Origin of the sequence: Duganella sacchari, from assembly GCF_900143065.1 — a bacterium.
In the GTDB taxonomy this organism is placed as follows: domain Bacteria; phylum Pseudomonadota; class Gammaproteobacteria; order Burkholderiales; family Burkholderiaceae_D; genus Rugamonas; species Rugamonas sacchari.
Genome location: NZ_FRCX01000010.1, coordinates 110722 through 128862, shown reverse-complemented (window position 1 = coordinate 128862; position 18141 = coordinate 110722). Strand labels below are relative to the sequence as shown.

The 18141-nt window shown below is 63.9% G+C and carries 10 protein-coding genes; 4 read left to right on the top strand and 6 right to left on the bottom strand.

The window, feature by feature from the left end; translation table 11 throughout:
- Window positions 1–3: 3 nt before the first annotated feature.
- On the bottom strand, window positions 4–1791 hold the full coding sequence (locus BUA36_RS21765; protein WP_084560277.1) for a DUF1800 domain-containing protein: 1788 nt from the start codon (window positions 1789–1791) through the stop codon (window positions 4–6).
- 364 nt (window positions 1792–2155) lie between these two features.
- Here BUA36_RS21765 and BUA36_RS21760 point away from each other — a divergent pair, with 364 nt between their 5' ends.
- Entirely contained in the window at window positions 2156–3154 is a 999-nt protein-coding gene (locus BUA36_RS21760) for a serine hydrolase domain-containing protein (protein ID WP_072787423.1), read from the top strand.
- Window positions 3155–3218: 64 nt separating this feature from the next.
- Window positions 3219–5369, top strand: a complete 2151-nt coding sequence (locus BUA36_RS21755) for a gluconolaconase (protein ID WP_229255778.1) — start codon at window positions 3219–3221, stop codon at window positions 5367–5369.
- A gap of 12 nt (window positions 5370–5381) precedes the next feature.
- Here the strand turns inward: BUA36_RS21755 and BUA36_RS21750 are convergent, their stop codons facing one another.
- Complete coding sequence (locus BUA36_RS21750; RefSeq protein ID WP_072787421.1) at window positions 5382–5639, bottom strand: NHLP-related RiPP peptide; 258 nt, start codon at window positions 5637–5639, stop codon at window positions 5382–5384.
- Between the two features lie 170 nt (window positions 5640–5809).
- Here BUA36_RS21750 and BUA36_RS21745 point away from each other — a divergent pair, with 170 nt between their 5' ends.
- Window positions 5810–6970: a putative peptide maturation dehydrogenase gene (locus tag BUA36_RS21745; protein ID WP_072787420.1), complete on the top strand. Its 1161-nt coding sequence runs from the start codon at window positions 5810–5812 to the stop codon at window positions 6968–6970.
- Here the strand turns inward: BUA36_RS21745 and BUA36_RS21740 are convergent.
- The gene (locus BUA36_RS21740; RefSeq protein WP_229255777.1) at window positions 6946–11931 is read right to left on the bottom strand and encodes a response regulator; all 4986 of its coding nucleotides are present in this window, start codon (window positions 11929–11931) and stop codon (window positions 6946–6948) included. The two genes, BUA36_RS21745 and BUA36_RS21740, sit on opposite strands and share 25 nt — an antisense overlap.
- A 209-nt stretch (window positions 11932–12140) precedes the next feature.
- On the opposite strand from BUA36_RS21740, the gene BUA36_RS21735 reads away from it, so the two are divergent.
- Entirely contained in the window at window positions 12141–13979 is a 1839-nt protein-coding gene (locus BUA36_RS21735) for a glycoside hydrolase family 16 protein (RefSeq protein WP_072787419.1), read from the top strand.
- 96 nt (window positions 13980–14075) lie between these two features.
- Here the strand turns inward: BUA36_RS21735 and BUA36_RS21730 are convergent, their stop codons facing one another.
- From BUA36_RS21730 to BUA36_RS21720, 3 genes are read right to left on the bottom strand one after another with little or no spacing between them, the layout of a single operon-like run.
- On the bottom strand, window positions 14076–15275 hold the full coding sequence (locus BUA36_RS21730; protein WP_072787418.1) for a DUF4861 family protein: 1200 nt from the start codon (window positions 15273–15275) through the stop codon (window positions 14076–14078).
- A gap of 13 nt (window positions 15276–15288) precedes the next feature.
- Complete coding sequence (locus BUA36_RS21725; RefSeq protein ID WP_084560276.1) at window positions 15289–16689, bottom strand: glycoside hydrolase family 88/105 protein; 1401 nt, start codon at window positions 16687–16689, stop codon at window positions 15289–15291.
- Window positions 16690–16734: 45 nt separating this feature from the next.
- On the bottom strand, window positions 16735–17931 hold the full coding sequence (locus BUA36_RS21720) for an MFS transporter (protein ID WP_072787544.1): 1197 nt from the start codon (window positions 17929–17931) through the stop codon (window positions 16735–16737).
- Between the last annotated feature and the right edge of the window lie 210 nt (window positions 17932–18141).

Sequence of the window (18141 nt, the reverse complement as noted above, 5' to 3'; positions counted from 1 at the left end):
CAGTTATTGTTGGACGAGGAATTCAGGGGCGGCCAGCACCAGCGTCAGCGCGGCGTAGATGCGGTTGTACTTGGCGGCGTCAGTGGTGGCCGGCATGCCGCCGATGGCACTACTCAGCAGGCTTAGCGTGCCGCTGCTCAGCTGCCCTGCCGCCAGCACGAGATTGATTTCACCCAGCAGCGCTTTGGCGTCGCCCGCCAGCGGCAGCAGGCTGCTGTAGTCCGCCTTGACGTCGGCGATGCCTTTGCTGACGGCGCGCTGCATGTAGTTGACGTAGCCGACCACCGACGATTCATTGGTGAGCTGGAATTCTGGCGCCACCAGGCCGGCGGCCGCCACGGCGCCATTGGGCGGCACATAGCCGGGCCGGTAGAAGTTGAACACCGATGGCGAGCGCAGCGGGCTTTGCCCCAGGCGCGCGCTGGCGTCGCTGGTGTTGCCGATGGCCCAGACGTCGGTGGCGGAGGTGGCGCGGTAGGCGCGCGCCCACGCCAGCATGCGCAGCATCGGTTCACGCAGCTTGCCGTAGCTGGTGTTGGCGGTGGTGGGCGCGGTGCGCGCCTCCTTGTCCAGCAGTACGGCACGCAGCACGGCCTTCAGATTGCCTTTGACGCCCTTGCCATCGTTGCTGAAGACGGCGGCCACGCGCGCCACATATTCCGGCGAGGGATTGCTGGTCACCAGCTTTTGAATCAGCTGGCGGCTGATGAACGGCGCCACGTTGGGATGGGCAAAAATGATATCGAGTGCGGCATTGAGCGCCTTGGCGCCATCCGCGCCGGCTGCCACGGTCTGGCCGAGGAAAGTGCTGGCGCCGGTTTCGTGACGCTTGGGGATTTGCACCATGGGCCGGTGCAGGAAGTCTGGTGTGGTGGCATTGCCGCCGGCCATATCGAAATCCCAGCCCGTGAAGATGCGGGCCAGGCCCGTGATATCGGCCAGGCCGTAAGTCTCCTGCGGCTTGCCATTCACCAGCACCGGCGTGCCATCCTGGTTGAGTCGCAGCAGGCCGATGGTAAATAGCTGCATGACTTCGCGTGCATAGTTCTCGTCCGGCATGGCGCCGGTGGCCGGGTTGTATTTGACGTTGCCGCGGAAGGTCAGGAATTGCCCCATGGCCGGGCTGGTGGAAATTTTTCCGAGCAGTGTGCGGTAGTTGCCGAACGCTTCGCCCTCCAGCAGGTCAAGATAGGCGGCGGCAGAAAAGGCGCGCCAGCCACTACCGACCAGGCCGTCAATGGCGGCCACGCAGATTTCCGACAAGGCCAGCGTGACGCGCTGGCGCAGCGTATCCGGTGACGTGATCAGCTTGCGCCAAGCGCAATTGTCGAAGCCCGCTTCGCTGTTGCGGTAGCTGATGTTGTTATAGCCCTTGCTGACCAGCCAGTCCCAGCGCGAGGTGGATTGCGGCAGGGCGAATTGCGCTTCCAGCCAGCCGGCATAACCCAGCGACTGCACCGAGGCGATGTCGGCGCGGCTGGCGCCCATCGCCGCCTGCGCCAGAAAGCGTGCCGCCGCAGCCGCGCTGATGCCGGTGATCGCGGATGCCTGAGCGCCGCCCTGTACCATCTGGTGCGGTGCGGCGTCGCCGGACGGCGTGGCCGACGTGCCGCTGTCTGCCGCAGGCGCGTCGCCCTGCAGGATGCGCGCCATGGTGGTTCCATTGCCGCTGTCGGCCGCATTGCCACCGCCACAACCTGCCAACAGCGCACTGGCACTCAGGCCCGCCAGGGCGGCAAGGGGTAGGGCGTCAGCAGGTGCTTCTTCTGCGTTGGCGATCTCGGTACTCATGGCATGGACTCCCCATTCTTCGACTGATTGAGTGTTGCTTTAAGGAATGTATGCCGGCGACAGTCACTTGTACACCTGAACTTTGTAACGGGATATGTCGCTTGCCCTGGTGCACAGTGAGCGGCCTCATGGCAACGTGGAGCGCCGTGGGGAATATGCAACAAGTTTCATTGAGATATTTGCCTTGTGAATTTCAGCTATTGGAAAGATAAATTGGACTGATATGCTGTGATGCAGCATACTTCACCTGTCTCCTCTATTCTCCTCCAAGGAAATAGACTTCAGCCCGCTCCCTGAGCGGGCTTTTTTTTGTCTTTTTTGCAGCATGCTCTAGACTGTGCATTTTTAATTGCAGAGGTAGGGTATGAGGATCTGGGGCCTGGTATTGCTGTTCCCGCTGCTGGCGGCTGCATCGGATGTGAATGACGTTGTCGCCAATGCTGCCAAGGCGTATCTGGCAGCGCCGGCCACCCGCACCTTGTCGATCGGCGTGGTCGAACACAGCAGGATGCACAGCTACCACTACGCCAGCCCGGGGCAGCCAGCACCGGATGATCAGACCATCTATCCCATCGCCTCATTGACCAAGACCTTCGCCGGCGCCTTGCTGGCCCAGGCGGCGCTTGAGCACAAGCTGAAGCTGGACGATGACGTGCGCCTGTACCTGGGCGCCGGCTACGACAACCTGGCGTTTGAAGGGCAGCCGATCCGCTTGTACCATCTGCTCAATCACCGTTCCGGCCTGCCGTTCGACAACCAGGTGGACCTGCACAGCGTCAGGTTAAGCGCGCCCCCGGGGACCCGCTTCCAGTATTCAAATGCCGCTGCCAACCTGCTGGGCGATATCCTCGCGCGCACCTACGGCAGCAGTTTCGACCAACTGGTCCGGCAGCGCATCGCCGCGCCGCTGGGCATGCAGGATACCTTCGCCGAGCCAGGCGCCGGGCAGGCCAGCCGCGTTGCGGTTGGCTATGACGATAACGGCGTGCGCCAGAGCGGCGCAGACGCCGGGTTCCAGGCTGCAGGCGGACTCAAGTCCAGCTTGCCCGACATGCTGCGCTATGCGCGCTGGCAGCTCAAGGAAAGCGATGCCGTGGTGCGCCTGTCGCACCAGCCGACTTATACCAGCGACGACTACGCGGTGGGGCTGAACTGGCAGATGCTGACCAAGGACGCGCAGCGCGTGCTGTGGCAGGACGGCGCCATTCCCGGCTACGCCAGCCTGGTGGCGCTGCATCCGCAGCAGGGCATCGCGGTGGTGGTGCTGTCCAACCAGCTGGACCGGACCACGCTGGGCCGCTTGCGCGTGCTGGTCAACGGCATCGCGCACGCGTTAAGCGCCGACAGCCTCGATGTGCCCTAGAGCTGATTGCCGCCCGTGCTAAAAATTTGTTAAACTTGCCATAAATCAACTTCGGATCAGGCAAGTGTCTCCAACTCAATTCAAACTCACATTGCTTGCGCTGGCGCTCGGCGGCGCGGCGGTTGGCGGCGGCGTCGCCTACCTGGTGGTCCACAAGTCTGCCGAACCGGAACAGATCGGCACGGTGGCGCGGCCTGCGGCGGCCGGCACGCCGACCAGCTGGCGCGCGCGCGTGAGCACCATTGCCGGCGACGGCCTGCCGGGCACCAACAATGGTCCGGGCTACCGCTCGCGCTTCTCGGACCCGTTTGGCGTGGTGCTCGACCAGGAAGGCAACCTCTACGTTGCCGATGGCGGCGACGGCAACAGCATCCGCAAAATTGATCGGGACGGCGTCAGCTCCACGTTCGCTGGCGGCACGGAAGGCTATCAGGAAGGCGCGCGCAGTGCGGCAGCGTTCAACACGCCGTCCGGCCTGGCGATCGATGCCGCCGGCAATCTGTATGTGGCCGATACCGGCAATAACGCCATCCGCAAAATCACGCCGGATGGCTCGGTTTCCACGCTGGCCGGCGACGGGCTCGCCGGCGACAAGGACGGCAAGGGCGCGGGCGCGCAATTCAATGGCCCGATCGGGATTGCCGTGGACGCGGCCGGCACGGTGTATGTGGCTGACACCTATAACGACCGCATCCGCCGCATCGCGCCGGATGGCACGGTCACCACCATCGCCGGCGGCCAGCGTGCCGGCATGGCGGACGGCGCGGCGGCCCAGGCGCTGTTTGATACGCCGACCGGCCTGGCGCTCAGCGCCGCAGGCGATCTCTACATTGCTGACACGGCCAATCACGCCATCCGCAAGCTGGGCAAGGACGGCAATGTCACCACCATCGCGGCCGCCAAGGACGATGACCGCGATGCACTGCTGCGTTCCCCGGTCGGTATTGCGCTGACCCGGGATGGCTTCCTGTACATTGGCAGCAGCGCGCACGGCCGCGTGGCGCAAATCACGCCGCAGGGCGACGTGGTGGCGCTGCAGGATGTCGACCATCCTGCCCAGCCGGGCTATGGCGCCGATGGCGGCGTGCGCCTGTATTCGCCGCGCGCCATGGCGCTGGCCAGGGATGGCTCGCTGTTCGTCACCGATGGCGCCACCTTCCGCCTGCACCACATTGCGCTCGTCAACGGCGAGGTCACGCCGGCGCCGGACGCTCCGCTGCCCGGCCGGCCATCGCACAGCGCGACCATGAAGTGGCCGGTGTCGCCGCAGAACAAGGTGCATGAAGTGGTGGGCCTGATGGGCGAAGTGCGCGGCAATTTCGACGGCGAGAGCCGCGATCATTTCCACAGCGGCATGGATGTGCAGGCCGCCATCGGCACGCCGGTACTGGCCATCACTGCGGGCAAAGTCACCGATCCGCGCGCCAGCTGGGGCTACGGCGAATTGTCGGAAGGCCTGGCGTTCGACGGCATGCAGTACGTGCACATGCGGGTCGGGCGCGATGCCAGGGACAAGGCCATCGATGGGCGTTTCCTGATATCGAAAAACCAGAAGGGCGTGGCGCAAGCCGTGCGCGTCAAACGCGGCACGCGCTTTGTGGTGGGCGAGACGCTGGGCACCATCAACCGCATGGCGCATGTGCATCTGGACTACAAGCCCAATGGCGGAGCGCTGAATCCGCTGCTGCTGCCGTTCGTTGATCTGGAGGATACGATAGCGCCCGAGATCAACAGCATCAGCGTGGTCGACCACAATGGCAAAGCGCTCACGGAAAAACGCGAAGGCCGGCTGTACATTCCGCGCAGCCTGGGCGAGGTGCAGATCGTGGTGGATGCCAGCGACCAGATCAACGGCAACCAGAAGCGCCGCCGGCTGGGGCTTTACCGTCTGGGCTACCAGTTGCTGAACCAGGATGGCGAAACCATTCCCGGCATGACGGAACCGATCATCACGCAGCAATACGACCGTCTGCCGCGCAACCGCGACGCGGTGAAGCTGGTGTATGCCGCCAACAGCGGCATTACCGTGCACGGCGCGGCCGAGACGCGCTTTGCCTATGCCATCAACAATAAGCTCATCAACAGCAAGCTCACGCCGGGCAGCTGGAAGGTCGGGGAACTGGGGCCGGGCAATTACATCCTGCGCATCACCGCCGAGGATTACGCCGGCAACGCAGCCAACCGCAACCGCGAACTCGCAGTCACGATCGACTAACGGTATTGCAAATCAGGCTGGAACCAGCGCGCCGGACAGCAGGAATGGCAGCATGGTGGCCGTGGTTTCAAGGCTGTGCATCAGCTCATCCTTGTCTGCGGCGATTTCTTCTTGCGATGGCAAGCTGCGCTCTTCAGGAACCTGGTCAGCGGACAACGTGATGCCAATGGCGGCCAATGCGGAAACCGGATCAGCCAGCAGGTGCTCGCGGAACTTGTTGTCGTTGGCTAGTTTGTCAAGGATGGAACTCAATTCGCTGGTAGTGTGCATAGTGATAAGCCCTTGATTGAAATGATGAACAAGGCATACACAGCAAGCCGCCGCCGCATACGCAAAGCCATGCTACGTCAAACTTATGTTTTTGCCAAGCGCAATCGTTGCAAATTCTGCCATCCTTAGGCTAGACTCGTAACACCCTACTTGAGCGGAAACGACAAATCATGAAGATACGACGTTGTGCTGTGCTGTACATGGAATCGCGGGAGAAGTTATCGATAGACTGGCGTACCGTGCTGGCTGGCGGCAGCGCACTGGCGGCCACCACGCAATGGCTGGCGCTGGCGCCCCATCTGGATCAGGAGCTGCCTGTGACCGCGGAGGAACTGGCGGCGCTGGGCGGCTTGAGTCACACGGTATGGACCACGCGCGCCGAGGCCGAACAGCGCTACGGTGAGGCGACTATCGCCAGCTTGCTCAAGCAGGGGCTGCTGATTGGCGACACTACCGAGCATGCTGACGCCCAGGCGCGCGACGACACCCTGCGCGCCACGCACTGGCGGCCGCTGTCCGCACTGACGCACACGTTCGGCCGCTGGCGTGAGGTCAGCAGCGACAACGGCATGGAGGCGCCCAGCTTCCAGGCGCTGCTGGAGATGTTTGGCGAACCGCCGCCGCCCACGCTGGACCTGCCGGCCGAGGGCGCACTGAAACTACCCGCAGTGCGCAGCGGCCTGCTCGACGAGCAGCTGTTCAAACGCTACACCGGACGCAATTTCGATCTACAGGCCAGCATTCCTTTGGCTGTCGCCGCGCGCCTGTTGCAGCGGACCTTTGGTGCGCAGGAAGTACGCATGGTGGGACCACACGCCTCGGTATTGAAGAAGACCAGTCCCTCCGGCGGCGGCCTGCATCCGGTCGAGGCGTTCGTGCTGGCCCAGCGCGTGGACGGCGTGACGCCCGGCTTGTATCACTACCATCCGATTGAGCACGAGCTGCGGCCTGTACGCACCATGGACAGCGCGACAGCGGCGGAGCTGGCAAAACAGATGCTGGCAGACCAGCACTGGCTGGCGGATGCGCCGCTGCAGGTGGTGATGGTGGCGCGCATGGAGCGCAGTTTCTGGAAGTACCGCAATCACCAAAAGGCCTACCGCGCACTGGCGCTGGATACAGGCCATCTGTCGCAGACCTTCTACCTGCTGGCCGCCGAAGCCGGGTTGCCGGCGTTTGTGACGGCCGCCATCAATGACGTTGACATCGAGCAGGAGCTGGGTCTGGACCACCTGCGCCATGCCGTGGTGGCGATCTGCGGCTGCGGTCCGGCGCGCGGCGGTGTGCGCTCCATGGTCGAACTGCGTTACGGCGAAACCGACGCGCTGTGATCCAGTTCGGCGTCCTCCGCTGCCTGCAGGCCGCCGATCACCAAAGCCAGTGCGGTGTTAAACGCCGCCAGCGCTTCCCTGTAGTGGGCACGTTGCGGCGATAGCAGCAACTGCTCCAGTTCACTGGCGGTCTGGTGCAGCTCCTGCATCGACAGGTTGCCCGCCGCGCCGCGCACCTTGTGTACCAGCAGTGCCGCGCTGTCGAAGGCCTGATGCTCGACGGCCGCCATCAGCCGTTCGGCGCTGGCGGCGAAGTCCTGCACGAAACGCTCCAGCAGAACGTTCAGTAGTTGCTGGTTGCCACCCAGGCGAGCCAGCGCGTCGGTCATGTCGATGCCGGCAATGACTGGCGTGTCGAACATCATTGCTGCCAGTATCGGCGCCTGATTGGCCATCGTCACTGGCGCGCTCGCCGTCCGCGCAGGTACGCTGCGTATCTGCTGGGCCAGCACACTGAACAAACGCTCAGGATCGATCGGCTTGGTAACGTAGTCGTTCATGCCCATCCCCAGGCTGCTTTCGCGGAAGCCGGCCACCGCGTGCGCGCTCATGGCGATCAGCGGCAGCGCGCGGTGCGTCTCTTTCGAGCGGATGCGCGCGGTGGCTTCGTGACCGTCCATGCCTGGCATCTGAATGTCCATCAGGACCGCATCGTAATTGTTCTGGTCGACCATCTGCAGCGCCTGCGCGCCGCTGCCAGCGATGTCCACCTGCACGTCGGCGCGCAGCAGGATCTCGCGCGCGACCTGCTGGTTGATGACGTTGTCGTCGACCACCAGCACCCGTGCGCCGGCAATGCGCTGCGCCGTCTCCGACAGTGCCGGTGCGGTCAGGGTCGCTGGATGTGCCGGTGCTGCCAGTCCCAGGCCCACCAGCACGGCCTCGCGCAGCTGTGTGGGATTGACCGGCTTGGCCAGCGTTGCGCTGATCTGGCTGTCGCTGGCTGCGCGCTCCGCGGCTTCGCGGGCGAATTCGGTCATCATCAGTACCACCGGCACCTGCGCATGGGCGGCCATCTCATGGATGCGGTGCACAGGCTCGCCGCCTGTCATGACGGGCAGGTCCCAGTCCAGCAAGACCAGATCGACCGAGTGCTGACCCAGATAAGTCTGGGCCGCGCCGGCGCTGCCGACGGTGTACACGGAATAGCCATCGCTGCGCAACTGTTGTTCCAGCATGTCGCGCACCATGACGTTATCGTAGACCACCAGCACACGCTTGCCAGTCGCTTCCGCTGGCGGCGCCGGCAGCAGTGGCGCCGCCGTTTGCTGGCGGTGCAGCGTCAGCTCAAAATAGAAACGGCTGCCGTGGCCTGGCACGCTGTCGATCGCAATGATGCCGCCCATGGCTTGCACCAGTTGCTGCGAGATCGCCAGCCCCAGGCCGGTGCCGCCGTACAGGCGCGTGGTGCTGGTGTCGGCTTGCGAGAATGCGTGGAACAGGCGTGCCTGCTGTTCGGTGCTGATGCCGACGCCAGTGTCTTCCACCACAAAGCGCAGGCGTACCGGGGCGCTCAGTTGCGGCGCGGTTTCAATCAGCTCCACGCGCAGGCCGATATGGCCGCGTGCCGTGAACTTGAGCGCGTTGCCGACCAGGTTGACTAGCACCTGGTTCAAGCGCAGCGGATCGCCGATCAGGTATAAAGGTACGTCCGGCCTGGCCCAGGCCAGCAGCTCCAGTCCTTTTTCCGCTGCGCGCCACGAGAACAGGTCGGCAATCTGCGCCAGCGTTTCCGCCAGGTCAAACGGTACGGCCTCCAGTTGCAGCTTGCCCGATTCGATTTTTGCGAAGTCCAGCACATCGTCAATGATGCTCAGCAGGTTCTGGCCGGCGCGGCCGATCTTGGTGAAGTAGTCGCGCGGCTTGGCGGGCAAGTCCAGCTGCGTGCCCAGGCCGGCAAAGCCCAGGATGGCATTCATCGGCGTGCGGATCTCGTGGCTGATATTGGCCAGGAATTCGCTCTTGGCGCGGGTCGAGGCTTCGGCATCCGCGCGGGCGCGCTGGATGGCGCTGATCGCACTGGCTTTCTGGAAGGCCGACACGAACGGCTCCTTGAGCGCCTTGAACATCTCCAGGTCCTTGCGCGCAAACGGCGTGCTTTGCTTGAACACCAGATAGCCCTGCACCTGCTGCTCGACGCGGATGCGGACGGCCAGCATGGTGCTCTGCTTGAGGAACATGTCGGGCATGATGATGGTGGCGGCGTCGACAAACTGCGCCTGCGCCGCCGCCAGCGACATGCCGGCGCGCGCCGAGGGCAGGGCATCGTGCCCCCAGCTGGCGCGGATCGCCAACGGCCCGCCCGGTGCTTCGCAGATCAGGGCGTAGGCGACGCCCACTTCGGCGATGGCGCTCGATTCGCGCAGGATGGTGTGCAGCAACGCGTCGAAATCCAGTTCGTCGTTGATGGATTTGACGATGGCGTGCACGCGCTCCAGGTGCAGGGTGCGCGAATACACTTCCTGCTGCAGATTGCGGACGCGCCAGCGGTAGATGGCCCAGCCGGTGGCCAGCACGGCCAGCGCCGCGCCGAGGCGCGCCCACCAGGTCTGGTACCAGGCCGGCAGGAAGCGCAGCTCCATGCTGAGTTCATGCGGGCTCCACACGCCATCCCGGTTGCTGCCGCGCATGTAGAGGCGATACGTGCCCGGCGGGACATTGGCGTAGGTGGCGGTGCGGCGGCTGGCGTCGGCTTCCACCCAGTCCTTGTCATAGCCGTCGAGGCGGAATGCGTAGCGGTTGCGCTGGCTGGCGGAGTAGTCGAGGGCGGCAACTTCCACCTCGACCTTGCGGGTGCCAGGCGGGATGTCCAGCGCTGGCGCATTGGCTTCCGTCAGCGGCACCGGTGACACGGTTGCGCGGTCCACATGGATGGCGCTGATGACCAGCGGCGGCTGGTAACGCCATGGCTGCGGCAGCTGGGGCTGGACCACCACATAGCCGCCCGAGGTGCCAAACACGATGTCCGATTGCGCGGTCAGGCCGACCGCGCCGACGATGTAGGGCTGGAATACCAGGCCGGCAGTCCGGTCCAGCACATGGATTTGCAGCGTGGTGGTGTCAATGGTGGCGATGCCGTCCGAGGTCGAGGCCCACATATGGCCGGCCTGGTCGGCTTGCAGTGCCGTGATGCTGCTGCTGGGCATGCCATTGGCAATGTTGATGCGGCGGAAGCGGCGCGTGCCGTCCGCATTGCGGCCATCGAGGATGGCAATACCGTTGTTGAGGCTGCCTACCCACAGCCGGCCCTGGTCATCAAACGCCAGTGCCGCGACGACGCTGTATGGCAAGGAGGTGGCATACGATGGTCCGGGCAGGATCTGCTCGATCTGGCCGCTGCCGGGCGTCAGCCGGTTCAGACCGTTGCGCGTGCCGATCCATAACGCGCCGTCGGCCGCAACGCGCAGCACGGTGATGCGGTTGTCGCTCAGGCCGCCGCTGGTGGCAGGCCCTTGCACATACAGGCGGGCGCTGCGGGTACGCAGGTCGTAGCGCATCAGGCCGGCATTCACGCCCAGCCACAGCGTGTCACCCTGGCGCACAATGGTGCCGATGCGGGGGTAGGGATCGCCGAGCGGCAGCGGCACGCGGCTGACACGGCTGCCCTTGCCGCTGGTGTGGTACAGGCCCAGTGCGGTGGCGATCCAGGCTTCCTGTGGCTCCGCTTCAGCCATGCCCAGAATCAGGCGCTTGGGCAACGCGCTGTCAGGCTGCGCCGGATTGGGACGCAGGCCGGCCGTGCGGTTGCCTTCGGCATCGATCAGATCGATGCCCTGGTCGCCCAGCGCCACCCACAGGCGGCCACCGGCATCGCGCATAAAAGCAAAGGCGGAGATTTCGCTCAGGTCGGCGCCGTCCAGGATGGTTTCGACCGTGCGATTGGCGGGGTTGTGGATGTCCACACCGCGTTCATTGGCCACCCAGACCAGGCCGCTGTGATCGCGCAGCACGGCCGCCACGCGGTCATGGCCCAGGCTGATCGCCATGGCAGGGCGGTGCGTGATGCGGCGGCCGTGGCCGTTGGTGTCAAATTCAATCAGGCCGCCGCCATAGGTGGCCGCCCACCAGTTGCCAGGGACGGTTTCGGTCAGCGACAGCACCATGGCGTTGTCGGCATCCCGGACCTGGTCCAGCGTGAGCAGGCGGGCGCCATCGCCGGCTTGGGCGACGCCGATGCCGCTGCTGAGCGTGCCAAAGATGATTTCGTTGTTGGCATTGCTGGCCAGCGACAGTACCGCGTCGCTGCGGCCATTGGCCAGCGGCAGGTCTTCAAACTTGCCGCTGTTGCGGTCGCGGCGCGACAGACCCGCATTTGAGCCGATCCACAGATCGCCCAGCTGGTCGATGTGCAAGGCGCGTATCTGCTCGCTGCGGGCGCCGCCGGCTGCGCTGGCTTCACGCGCTACGTGGTGGATGGCGCCGCCGCGTGCAGTGTCGATATAGTCCAGCCCGGCAGCGGAGCCGACCCAGATGCCGCCGCGGTCATCGCCGGCCAAGGCACTGATGGCGGGGCTGCGCAGACCGTGCGGACCGGCCGGGTAGCGCACAAACCGCTCATGGCGCTTGTCATACATGGCCACGCCGCCAGTGGTGGTGCCCAGCCACAGACGACCCTGGCGGTCCACATGCAGCGTCTGCACAAAGTCGCCTGGCAGCGAGTAGGGATCATCCACCTTGAAGAAGAAATTGCGCATGCGGTAGCCATCCCAGCGGCCCACACCGGACTGGGTGGCAAACCAGATATAGCCATCGCCGTCCTGCGCGATTGCCATGGTGATGGGATTGGGAAAGCCGCGCTCAGCCGGGGACAGGTGCTCGAACATCACGGGCGCCAGTTTTTGCCATGGCGTAGGAGCGGCGTGGACAAGGGAAGTCAGCGACAGCAGGACTGCCGCAAGATGTGCGCTCAGCAGGCGGCGCCAGCTGGCACAGCCAGCAAAAGAGAAAATGAAATCGCGCACAAGTAACCGGTAAAAGAGTCCCCATTCCTGATAGCAAGGGGAATTGCGTTTGAAAGCATACGGAATTGTCGGACTGCTGTCTATTTATTAAGTACCGTATTGTGCACCGTTGCGCGCTTTCGTTGACAAAAAATATTTATCGGAATATATTTTGGATTCGCAATTGGAATCGTTTCCAATTTGTTTGGAGTGTGGATAAGGGAGACAAAATGAAAAACCAGAAATGCGTTTTATCCGCTGTCGCTGCCAGCATTGCGCTGGCGTATGCCGTGCCGGCGATGGCCAGCGTGACCAGTCCCGTCATTGGCGCCTTGCTGTGGTCGGAAGAGTTCAACGGCACGGCGCTCAACACCAGCCTGTGGACCACCTACGATGGCAACGGCTGCCAGATCAACCTGTGCGGCTACGGCAACCAGGAGCTCGAATACTACAGTCCGAACAACCTGTCGATCGTCAACGTGCCGTTCGAGCCGAACACGCGCGCACTGGCGATCCAGGCGCGCAACCAGACCGTGGGCAGCAACGTCTTCACCTCGGGCAAAATCGATTCCTTCAACAAGGTGCAAGTGCAGTACGGCATGGTGGAAATCCGCATGGCCACGCCGCAGCTGGGCACGGGCCTGTGGCCGGCGGCGTGGATGCTGGGCGTAAGCCCGCAGGCGTGGCCGCGCAAGGGCGAAATCGACATCATGGAAATGGGTCACAAGGCCGGTAGCCGGGCTGCGGCGGGCACGCCAACGCCGGGCATCGACAACTTTGTCGGCGCCAACGTCATCACCTGGCAGCAGGCCGCCTGCGTGACGGGCAATGAAAGCTGCGCGGCCTCGACCGCATGGCAGACCAAGAACTGGTACACGCCGGCGCAATCGCTGGCCAACCGTTTCGTGATCTACCGCTTCTACTGGACCGACACCCAGATGCGCTTCACCGTGATCGACAACGGCCTCGAGTACGATATGTACAACAGCCCGTTGCCAGTCAATTCGACCGCGCTGCAGGCGCCGTTCTACCTGCTGTTCAACCTGGCCGTCGGCGGCAACTTCACCGATGCGGCGACGCCGGGCCAGGTCACGGCGCCACTGCCGGGCACCATGTATGTTGACTATGTGCGCGTCTACCAGCTGGACGGCAAAGGCGCGGTCAAACTGGGCAACCAGACGCCGCCGGAAGTGGGCAAATTTGGCGTATTCACCGACAACACCGTGGTCAACAACAAGCTGCAGGCGGGCACCACGTCCGACGTGTTCGTGTGGAACAATGCGTCCACGACGCCCGGCAATATTGCGCCGTATGAAGGGGCGAATGCGCTGTCGTGGAGCTTCAACACGCCGGGCTCGTGGTTTGGCGGCAGCGTCGAATCGCGGCAGGCGCGCGACATGAGCGGCTTCCGCAACGGCAATATGAAGCTGAAGATCAAAATTCCAGCCAATGTCGCGTTCACGGTAGGGATCCAGGACACGTACACCAACCAGAACTCGGTGAAATTCCCGGCCAATGCCACCACCTATGGACTGGTGCGGAATGGTGAATGGGGCACGGCAACGATACCGATTGCCGACCTGGCAGGTCCGAAGGTCGCGTTGCAATCGATGCTCGACCTGTTCCAGATCGCCAGCGATGGCGCGGCCTTACCGCAGTCGGCGTTCCAGATGTCGGTGGACGACATCGTCTGGGATAGCGGCGTACCGACGCCAACTCCTACACCAACCCCAACCCCAACTCCTACACCAACCCCTACGCCAACTCCAACGCCAACTCCAACGCCGACTCCGACTCCGACCCCGACCCCAACGCCGGCGCCAGCAGTGACGCAGACCAGCTCGACGATGCTGAAATTTTCCGTCAACAGCTCCAGCTGGGCCGACGTGCACTACAGCGTCAACAACGGCGGTCAATTGAACGTGCGGATGACGCAAGCGGGCGGCGTCAACAGCTACACCGCCAGCGGCCTGAAGGCGGGTGACGTCGTCCGCTATAACTTCACCTACTGGGACACCGCCAACAACTACGCGGTCGACACCGCCCAGCAAAGCTACACCATGAAGTAACAAAATCCGGGGTCAGGTCCGCCATTTCTACACGAACTCAACCTTAACGCACGCTACAGCCCGGCCCGTGTAGAAAAGACGGACCTGACCCCGGAGTTAGGGCGTGACGGTGGCTTTCAGGGGGTGGCTGGCGCGGGCGGCCATGAGGCGCGCTTTTGCTTGCCATTCGGCGGACGATGTTATGTGGCCGGCGCGGTCCCAGGCTGCGCCCAGGTAGTAGCGCAGCGGTTTGCCGGATTCGACGGGGGCGAGGATCAGTTCGTTCAGTGCGTCGCCGGTGATGTTGGTCGCGCTCGGCAGTACGATGGCGGTGCCGAACGCGCCTTTGCTGGCTTGCGTGACCCATTGCGTCAACAGTGCGCCCTGGCGTTCGACGGCAATTTCTTCTTGCTGGTTTTTGTCGGCCGGCTTTTTGTTGAGGCCTATCGCTACCAGTAATTGCTGCGGACCATTGAAGCTGAACGTGCTGTCCATGGTGTCGAAGTCCTGGCCGGCGTCGATGGTGAAGCGTTTGACTTCGCTGACTTTGGTGCCCGCCGCATCCCAGGCGTCGTAGCTTAGCTCGAATACGCTGCGGATCGGGCCGTTCGCCAGCACTTTCCATGACGCGTAATTGCGGCCGACATATAACTGCTTGCCGTCCCACACGCCGGTGCCGCCGGCGCCACGCGATTTGCCGACGTTGTACATGTCCATGCCTTCACCTTCGTCATGGTGGTAGTGGTCGTGGCCTTTGTTGTACCAGCGGTCGACGATGGGATAGCTGACGCGCTTGAACCAGATGTCCAGCCCGCTCGTGACCAGCACTTCCTTGCCGCTGCCGGTGCTGTCCGGCGCGGCCAGCGCCGGGCCGTAGGTGCGGTGGCCGACGTGGTCGTTTTCCCAGGCGAAGTCGTCCAGGCGCTCGGGGATGTAGCGCGCGTAGGTTTGCGCGGGGAACGGCGGCGTGACGACGTCGGTCTTCTCGACGGTGAAGCTGGCTTGGGTTTCGCCCGCCGCAAAGCTGTGCTGGAAGTACAGTTCGCCGTAAGCGGCGCCGATGCCTTTGGGGTCTTTGGCCTGCGGCGCGATGTTGCTGACCTGGTAGGGCAGCAGCTTGCCCTGGCTGTCTTTGACGGCGATTTTCTGGATCAGGGCGCCCGGCAGCACGCGGTTGATCTCGCTCCACGGTACGGCAATGGTTTCCGAGGGCCGCGCCAGGTTGAGGTCGTGCGTGACGGTGATGCGCGCCTGTTCGGCGGCCTGTGCAGCGCCGCCCGCGAGCAGCGCGGCGATGGGCAGGAGCAGGGTACGCATGGCGGGGCCTCTTTTATTCATGGCTGTAGTTGGTGGCGCCGGCATCTTTCGGCACGTAGTGGTAGGTACGCAGGCGTACCTGAATGTCGATCTGCGGATTGTTGAGCAGCCGGATCATTTCGGCGCCCGCCAGCAGGGTGGGGCCGTAACCGTGCAGCGCATCGACGCTGGTCGGACGGTTGTAGTAGTAGATGTGGTCGCTGGCGAGGGTGGTGCCGACGCACGTGCCTTCCACTTGCCCGCGCGCGTTGATGCGGGTGTTCAGGCCGACCCAGCCGGCCTGGGCGATGGAGCCGTAGGTGGCGGCGCTGATCCAGCCTTCGTTGATGGCGTGCGCAATCACGTAGGTGAACATGGCGCTGGCGGACGTTTCCAGGTAGGAGTCGTGGCGGTCGATCATCTGGTGCCACAGGCCGGTGCCGGACTGCTGTTCGGCGATGCCGCGCAACGCCAGCCGCAGCTGCGCCAGCACTTTCGGATAGCCGGGATGGGTATTGGGCAGCACGTCCAGCAGGTCGCTCATGGTCAGCACCGCCCAGCCGTTGGCACGCGCCCAGTAGAAGCGCGGCGCGTCCGGGTTGTTGCTGCTCCAGCCGTGGGTGTACAGGCCCAGTTGCGGGTTGAACAGATACTGTGTCAGCTGCAGCACGTTCTTCACGGCGTCGTCGAAATATTCCTGCTGGCCGGTGAGGTGGCCCATTTCTGCCAGCGCCGGCACGCCCATGTACATGTCGTCGGCCCATAGTGACACGGCCTGTGGACGCTGGCGGGCCAGCGTGCCATCCGGCAGGCGGAACTGTTTTTTATAGACCCAGTTGCTGCACACGTCGATGAACGGGCGCATGTCCGGGCCGACGTTGGCAAAGTGCGCGCGTATCATGGCCGCGCACATGGAGCCGGCATCGTCCAGCGAGCGCGGTTCCAGCACGCGCGCGAAGCTGTTGTTGCGCTGCAGGTGGAACTGCTGTTCCTGCGCGGTGAAATACGGCAGTTTGTCGGCCATGAACTGGAAGTGGCGCGCGGTCATGGCGGTGAACTTGCGGTCCCCGGTGGCGGCTGCGGCTTTGATCAGGCCGGCATGCACGATGCCCATTTCGTAAATCTGGATGCCCCATTCGGCGCTGCTGGGCTCGACGATGGCGTCGGCTGCCGGTTTGCTGAAGTCGCTGATCTGGACGCCGCTGTCCTTGTGCACCACGCGGGTGGGCGTGGTAGCGTCCATGTAGCCGCGGATGCGGTTCAGGGCGGCGGTAATTTCAGCCACGGTCGGCTTTTTGTAGGGCACGGGGTAGGTGCCTTCACTGGCGTCATAGACGCTTTTGTTGTCCGGATTGCGGTAGGGGCCGTCGGCATGTGCCGGCAGGGCGAGCAGGGTGGCGGCGACAGCCGCTATCAGGGCGGAACGGGAAGTCACGGGCGAGGTCTCTTTATTGTTAAACGTTTATTTGGTCAGGCCATTCTAAATTGGTCCGGCCAATTTTGCAATTCGGACTGGCCACTTTGTGGCAAACCAGAACACCAGCGTCGCCACGCTGAGTCCGCCGCCAAGCAGGCAGACACCGGTCCAGCCTGCTGCTGCATAGGCGCTGGTGGCCGCCCATGCGCCACTACCGCTGCCGACGGCGTAGAACATCATGTAGCAGCCGATCAGCCGGCTGTGGGATGCGCTGGCGCGGCGCAGGATCAGGCTCTGGTTGGTGACGTGCAGCGCCTGCACGCCGAGATCCAGCGCCAGGATGCCGATGATGAGTGCGGCCAGCGATTGTGGCGCCATGGCCAGCGGCAGCCAGGCCAGCAGCATCAGCAGGATGGCGATGGCGCTGATGCGGTTGGCGTGCCCGTGGTCGGCCCAGCGGCCGGCGCGCGCTGCAGCCAGCGCACCGGCCAGGCCCACCAGGCCGAAGGCGCCAATGGCGCTGTGCGAGTAGCGGTATGGCGCCGCGCTGAGCAGGAAAACCAGCGCGCTCCAGAAAGCGCCAAACACGGCAAACATCAGCAATCCAATCACGCCGCGCACTTGCAGCACACGATCCTGACGTAGCAAGGTCAGCATGGAGCCGAGCAGGGCCAGGTAGGCGCGGTGCAATGCCGCTGGCTGTTTAGGCGACGTGGTCGGCGGCAGCGTCCGCCACAGGAGGACGGCGAGCCCCAGCATCGCCAGTGCGGAGATGCCATACACGGCGCGCCAGCTGGCGAGATCGGCAATGAGGCCGGCCAACACGCGTGCCAGCAGCAGCCCGGCGACCACGCCGCTTTGGGTGGCGCCGACCACATGGCCGCGCTCGTGTTCGGCGGCGGTGCTGGCCGCGTAGGCGATCAGGCCCTGCGTCATGGCCGTGCCCAGCATGCCGACCGCCAGCATGGCAAGCAGCAGTGTCAGTGTGCCCGGCGCCAGGCACACTGCGACCAGCGCCATGGTCAGCGCAGCCAGCTGTATCAGCATCAGACGCCGGCGCGGCACCAGGTCGCCGAGCGGCACGAGCAATAGCAAAGCCAGCACGCTGCCCGCTTGCGTGGCGGCGATGACGCCGCCAGCGACCGCTTGGCTGATGCCGAACTCTGCCGCCATTGCGTTCAGCAACGGCTGGGCGTAATACACGTTGGCGACACTGAGTCCGCTGGCGCAGGCGAATAGCGCCACCAGGGCGCGGGACATGGATTGCATGTGGTACTCCAATTTGGTTTCAATTTAAAACTACTGGCAGGATAGCGTAAAAGGTTTTAATATGCAACCATTTTGGCCGTAATGAAAAAAGTTGCGCGGAAGTGAAGAAACTGCGTCTTTCTGTCGCCCTATTAAAAGAGCATGGGAGTACAATGATTTTGAACGGTCGTGCTTTTTGGCCGCGCAAAACAATAAGGAGAC

What these genes read in the sequence shown, in the direction of transcription:
- BUA36_RS21735 (WP_072787419.1), top strand. Translation starts at nt 12,141, where the DNA reads ATGAAAAACCAGAAATGCGTTTTATCCGCTGTCGCTGCCAGCATTGCG.
- BUA36_RS21750 (WP_072787421.1), bottom strand. Translation starts at nt 5,639, where the DNA reads ATGCACACTACCAGCGAATTGAGTTCCATCCTTGACAAACTAGCCAAC.
- BUA36_RS21745 (WP_072787420.1), top strand. Translation starts at nt 5,810, where the DNA reads ATGAAGATACGACGTTGTGCTGTGCTGTACATGGAATCGCGGGAGAAG.
- BUA36_RS21765 (WP_084560277.1), bottom strand. Translation starts at nt 1,791, where the DNA reads ATGAGTACCGAGATCGCCAACGCAGAAGAAGCACCTGCTGACGCCCTA.
- BUA36_RS21720 (WP_072787544.1), bottom strand. Translation starts at nt 17,931, where the DNA reads ATGTCCCGCGCCCTGGTGGCGCTATTCGCCTGCGCCAGCGGACTCAGT.
- BUA36_RS21760 (WP_072787423.1), top strand. Translation starts at nt 2,156, where the DNA reads ATGAGGATCTGGGGCCTGGTATTGCTGTTCCCGCTGCTGGCGGCTGCA.
- BUA36_RS21730 (WP_072787418.1), bottom strand. Translation starts at nt 15,275, where the DNA reads ATGCGTACCCTGCTCCTGCCCATCGCCGCGCTGCTCGCGGGCGGCGCT.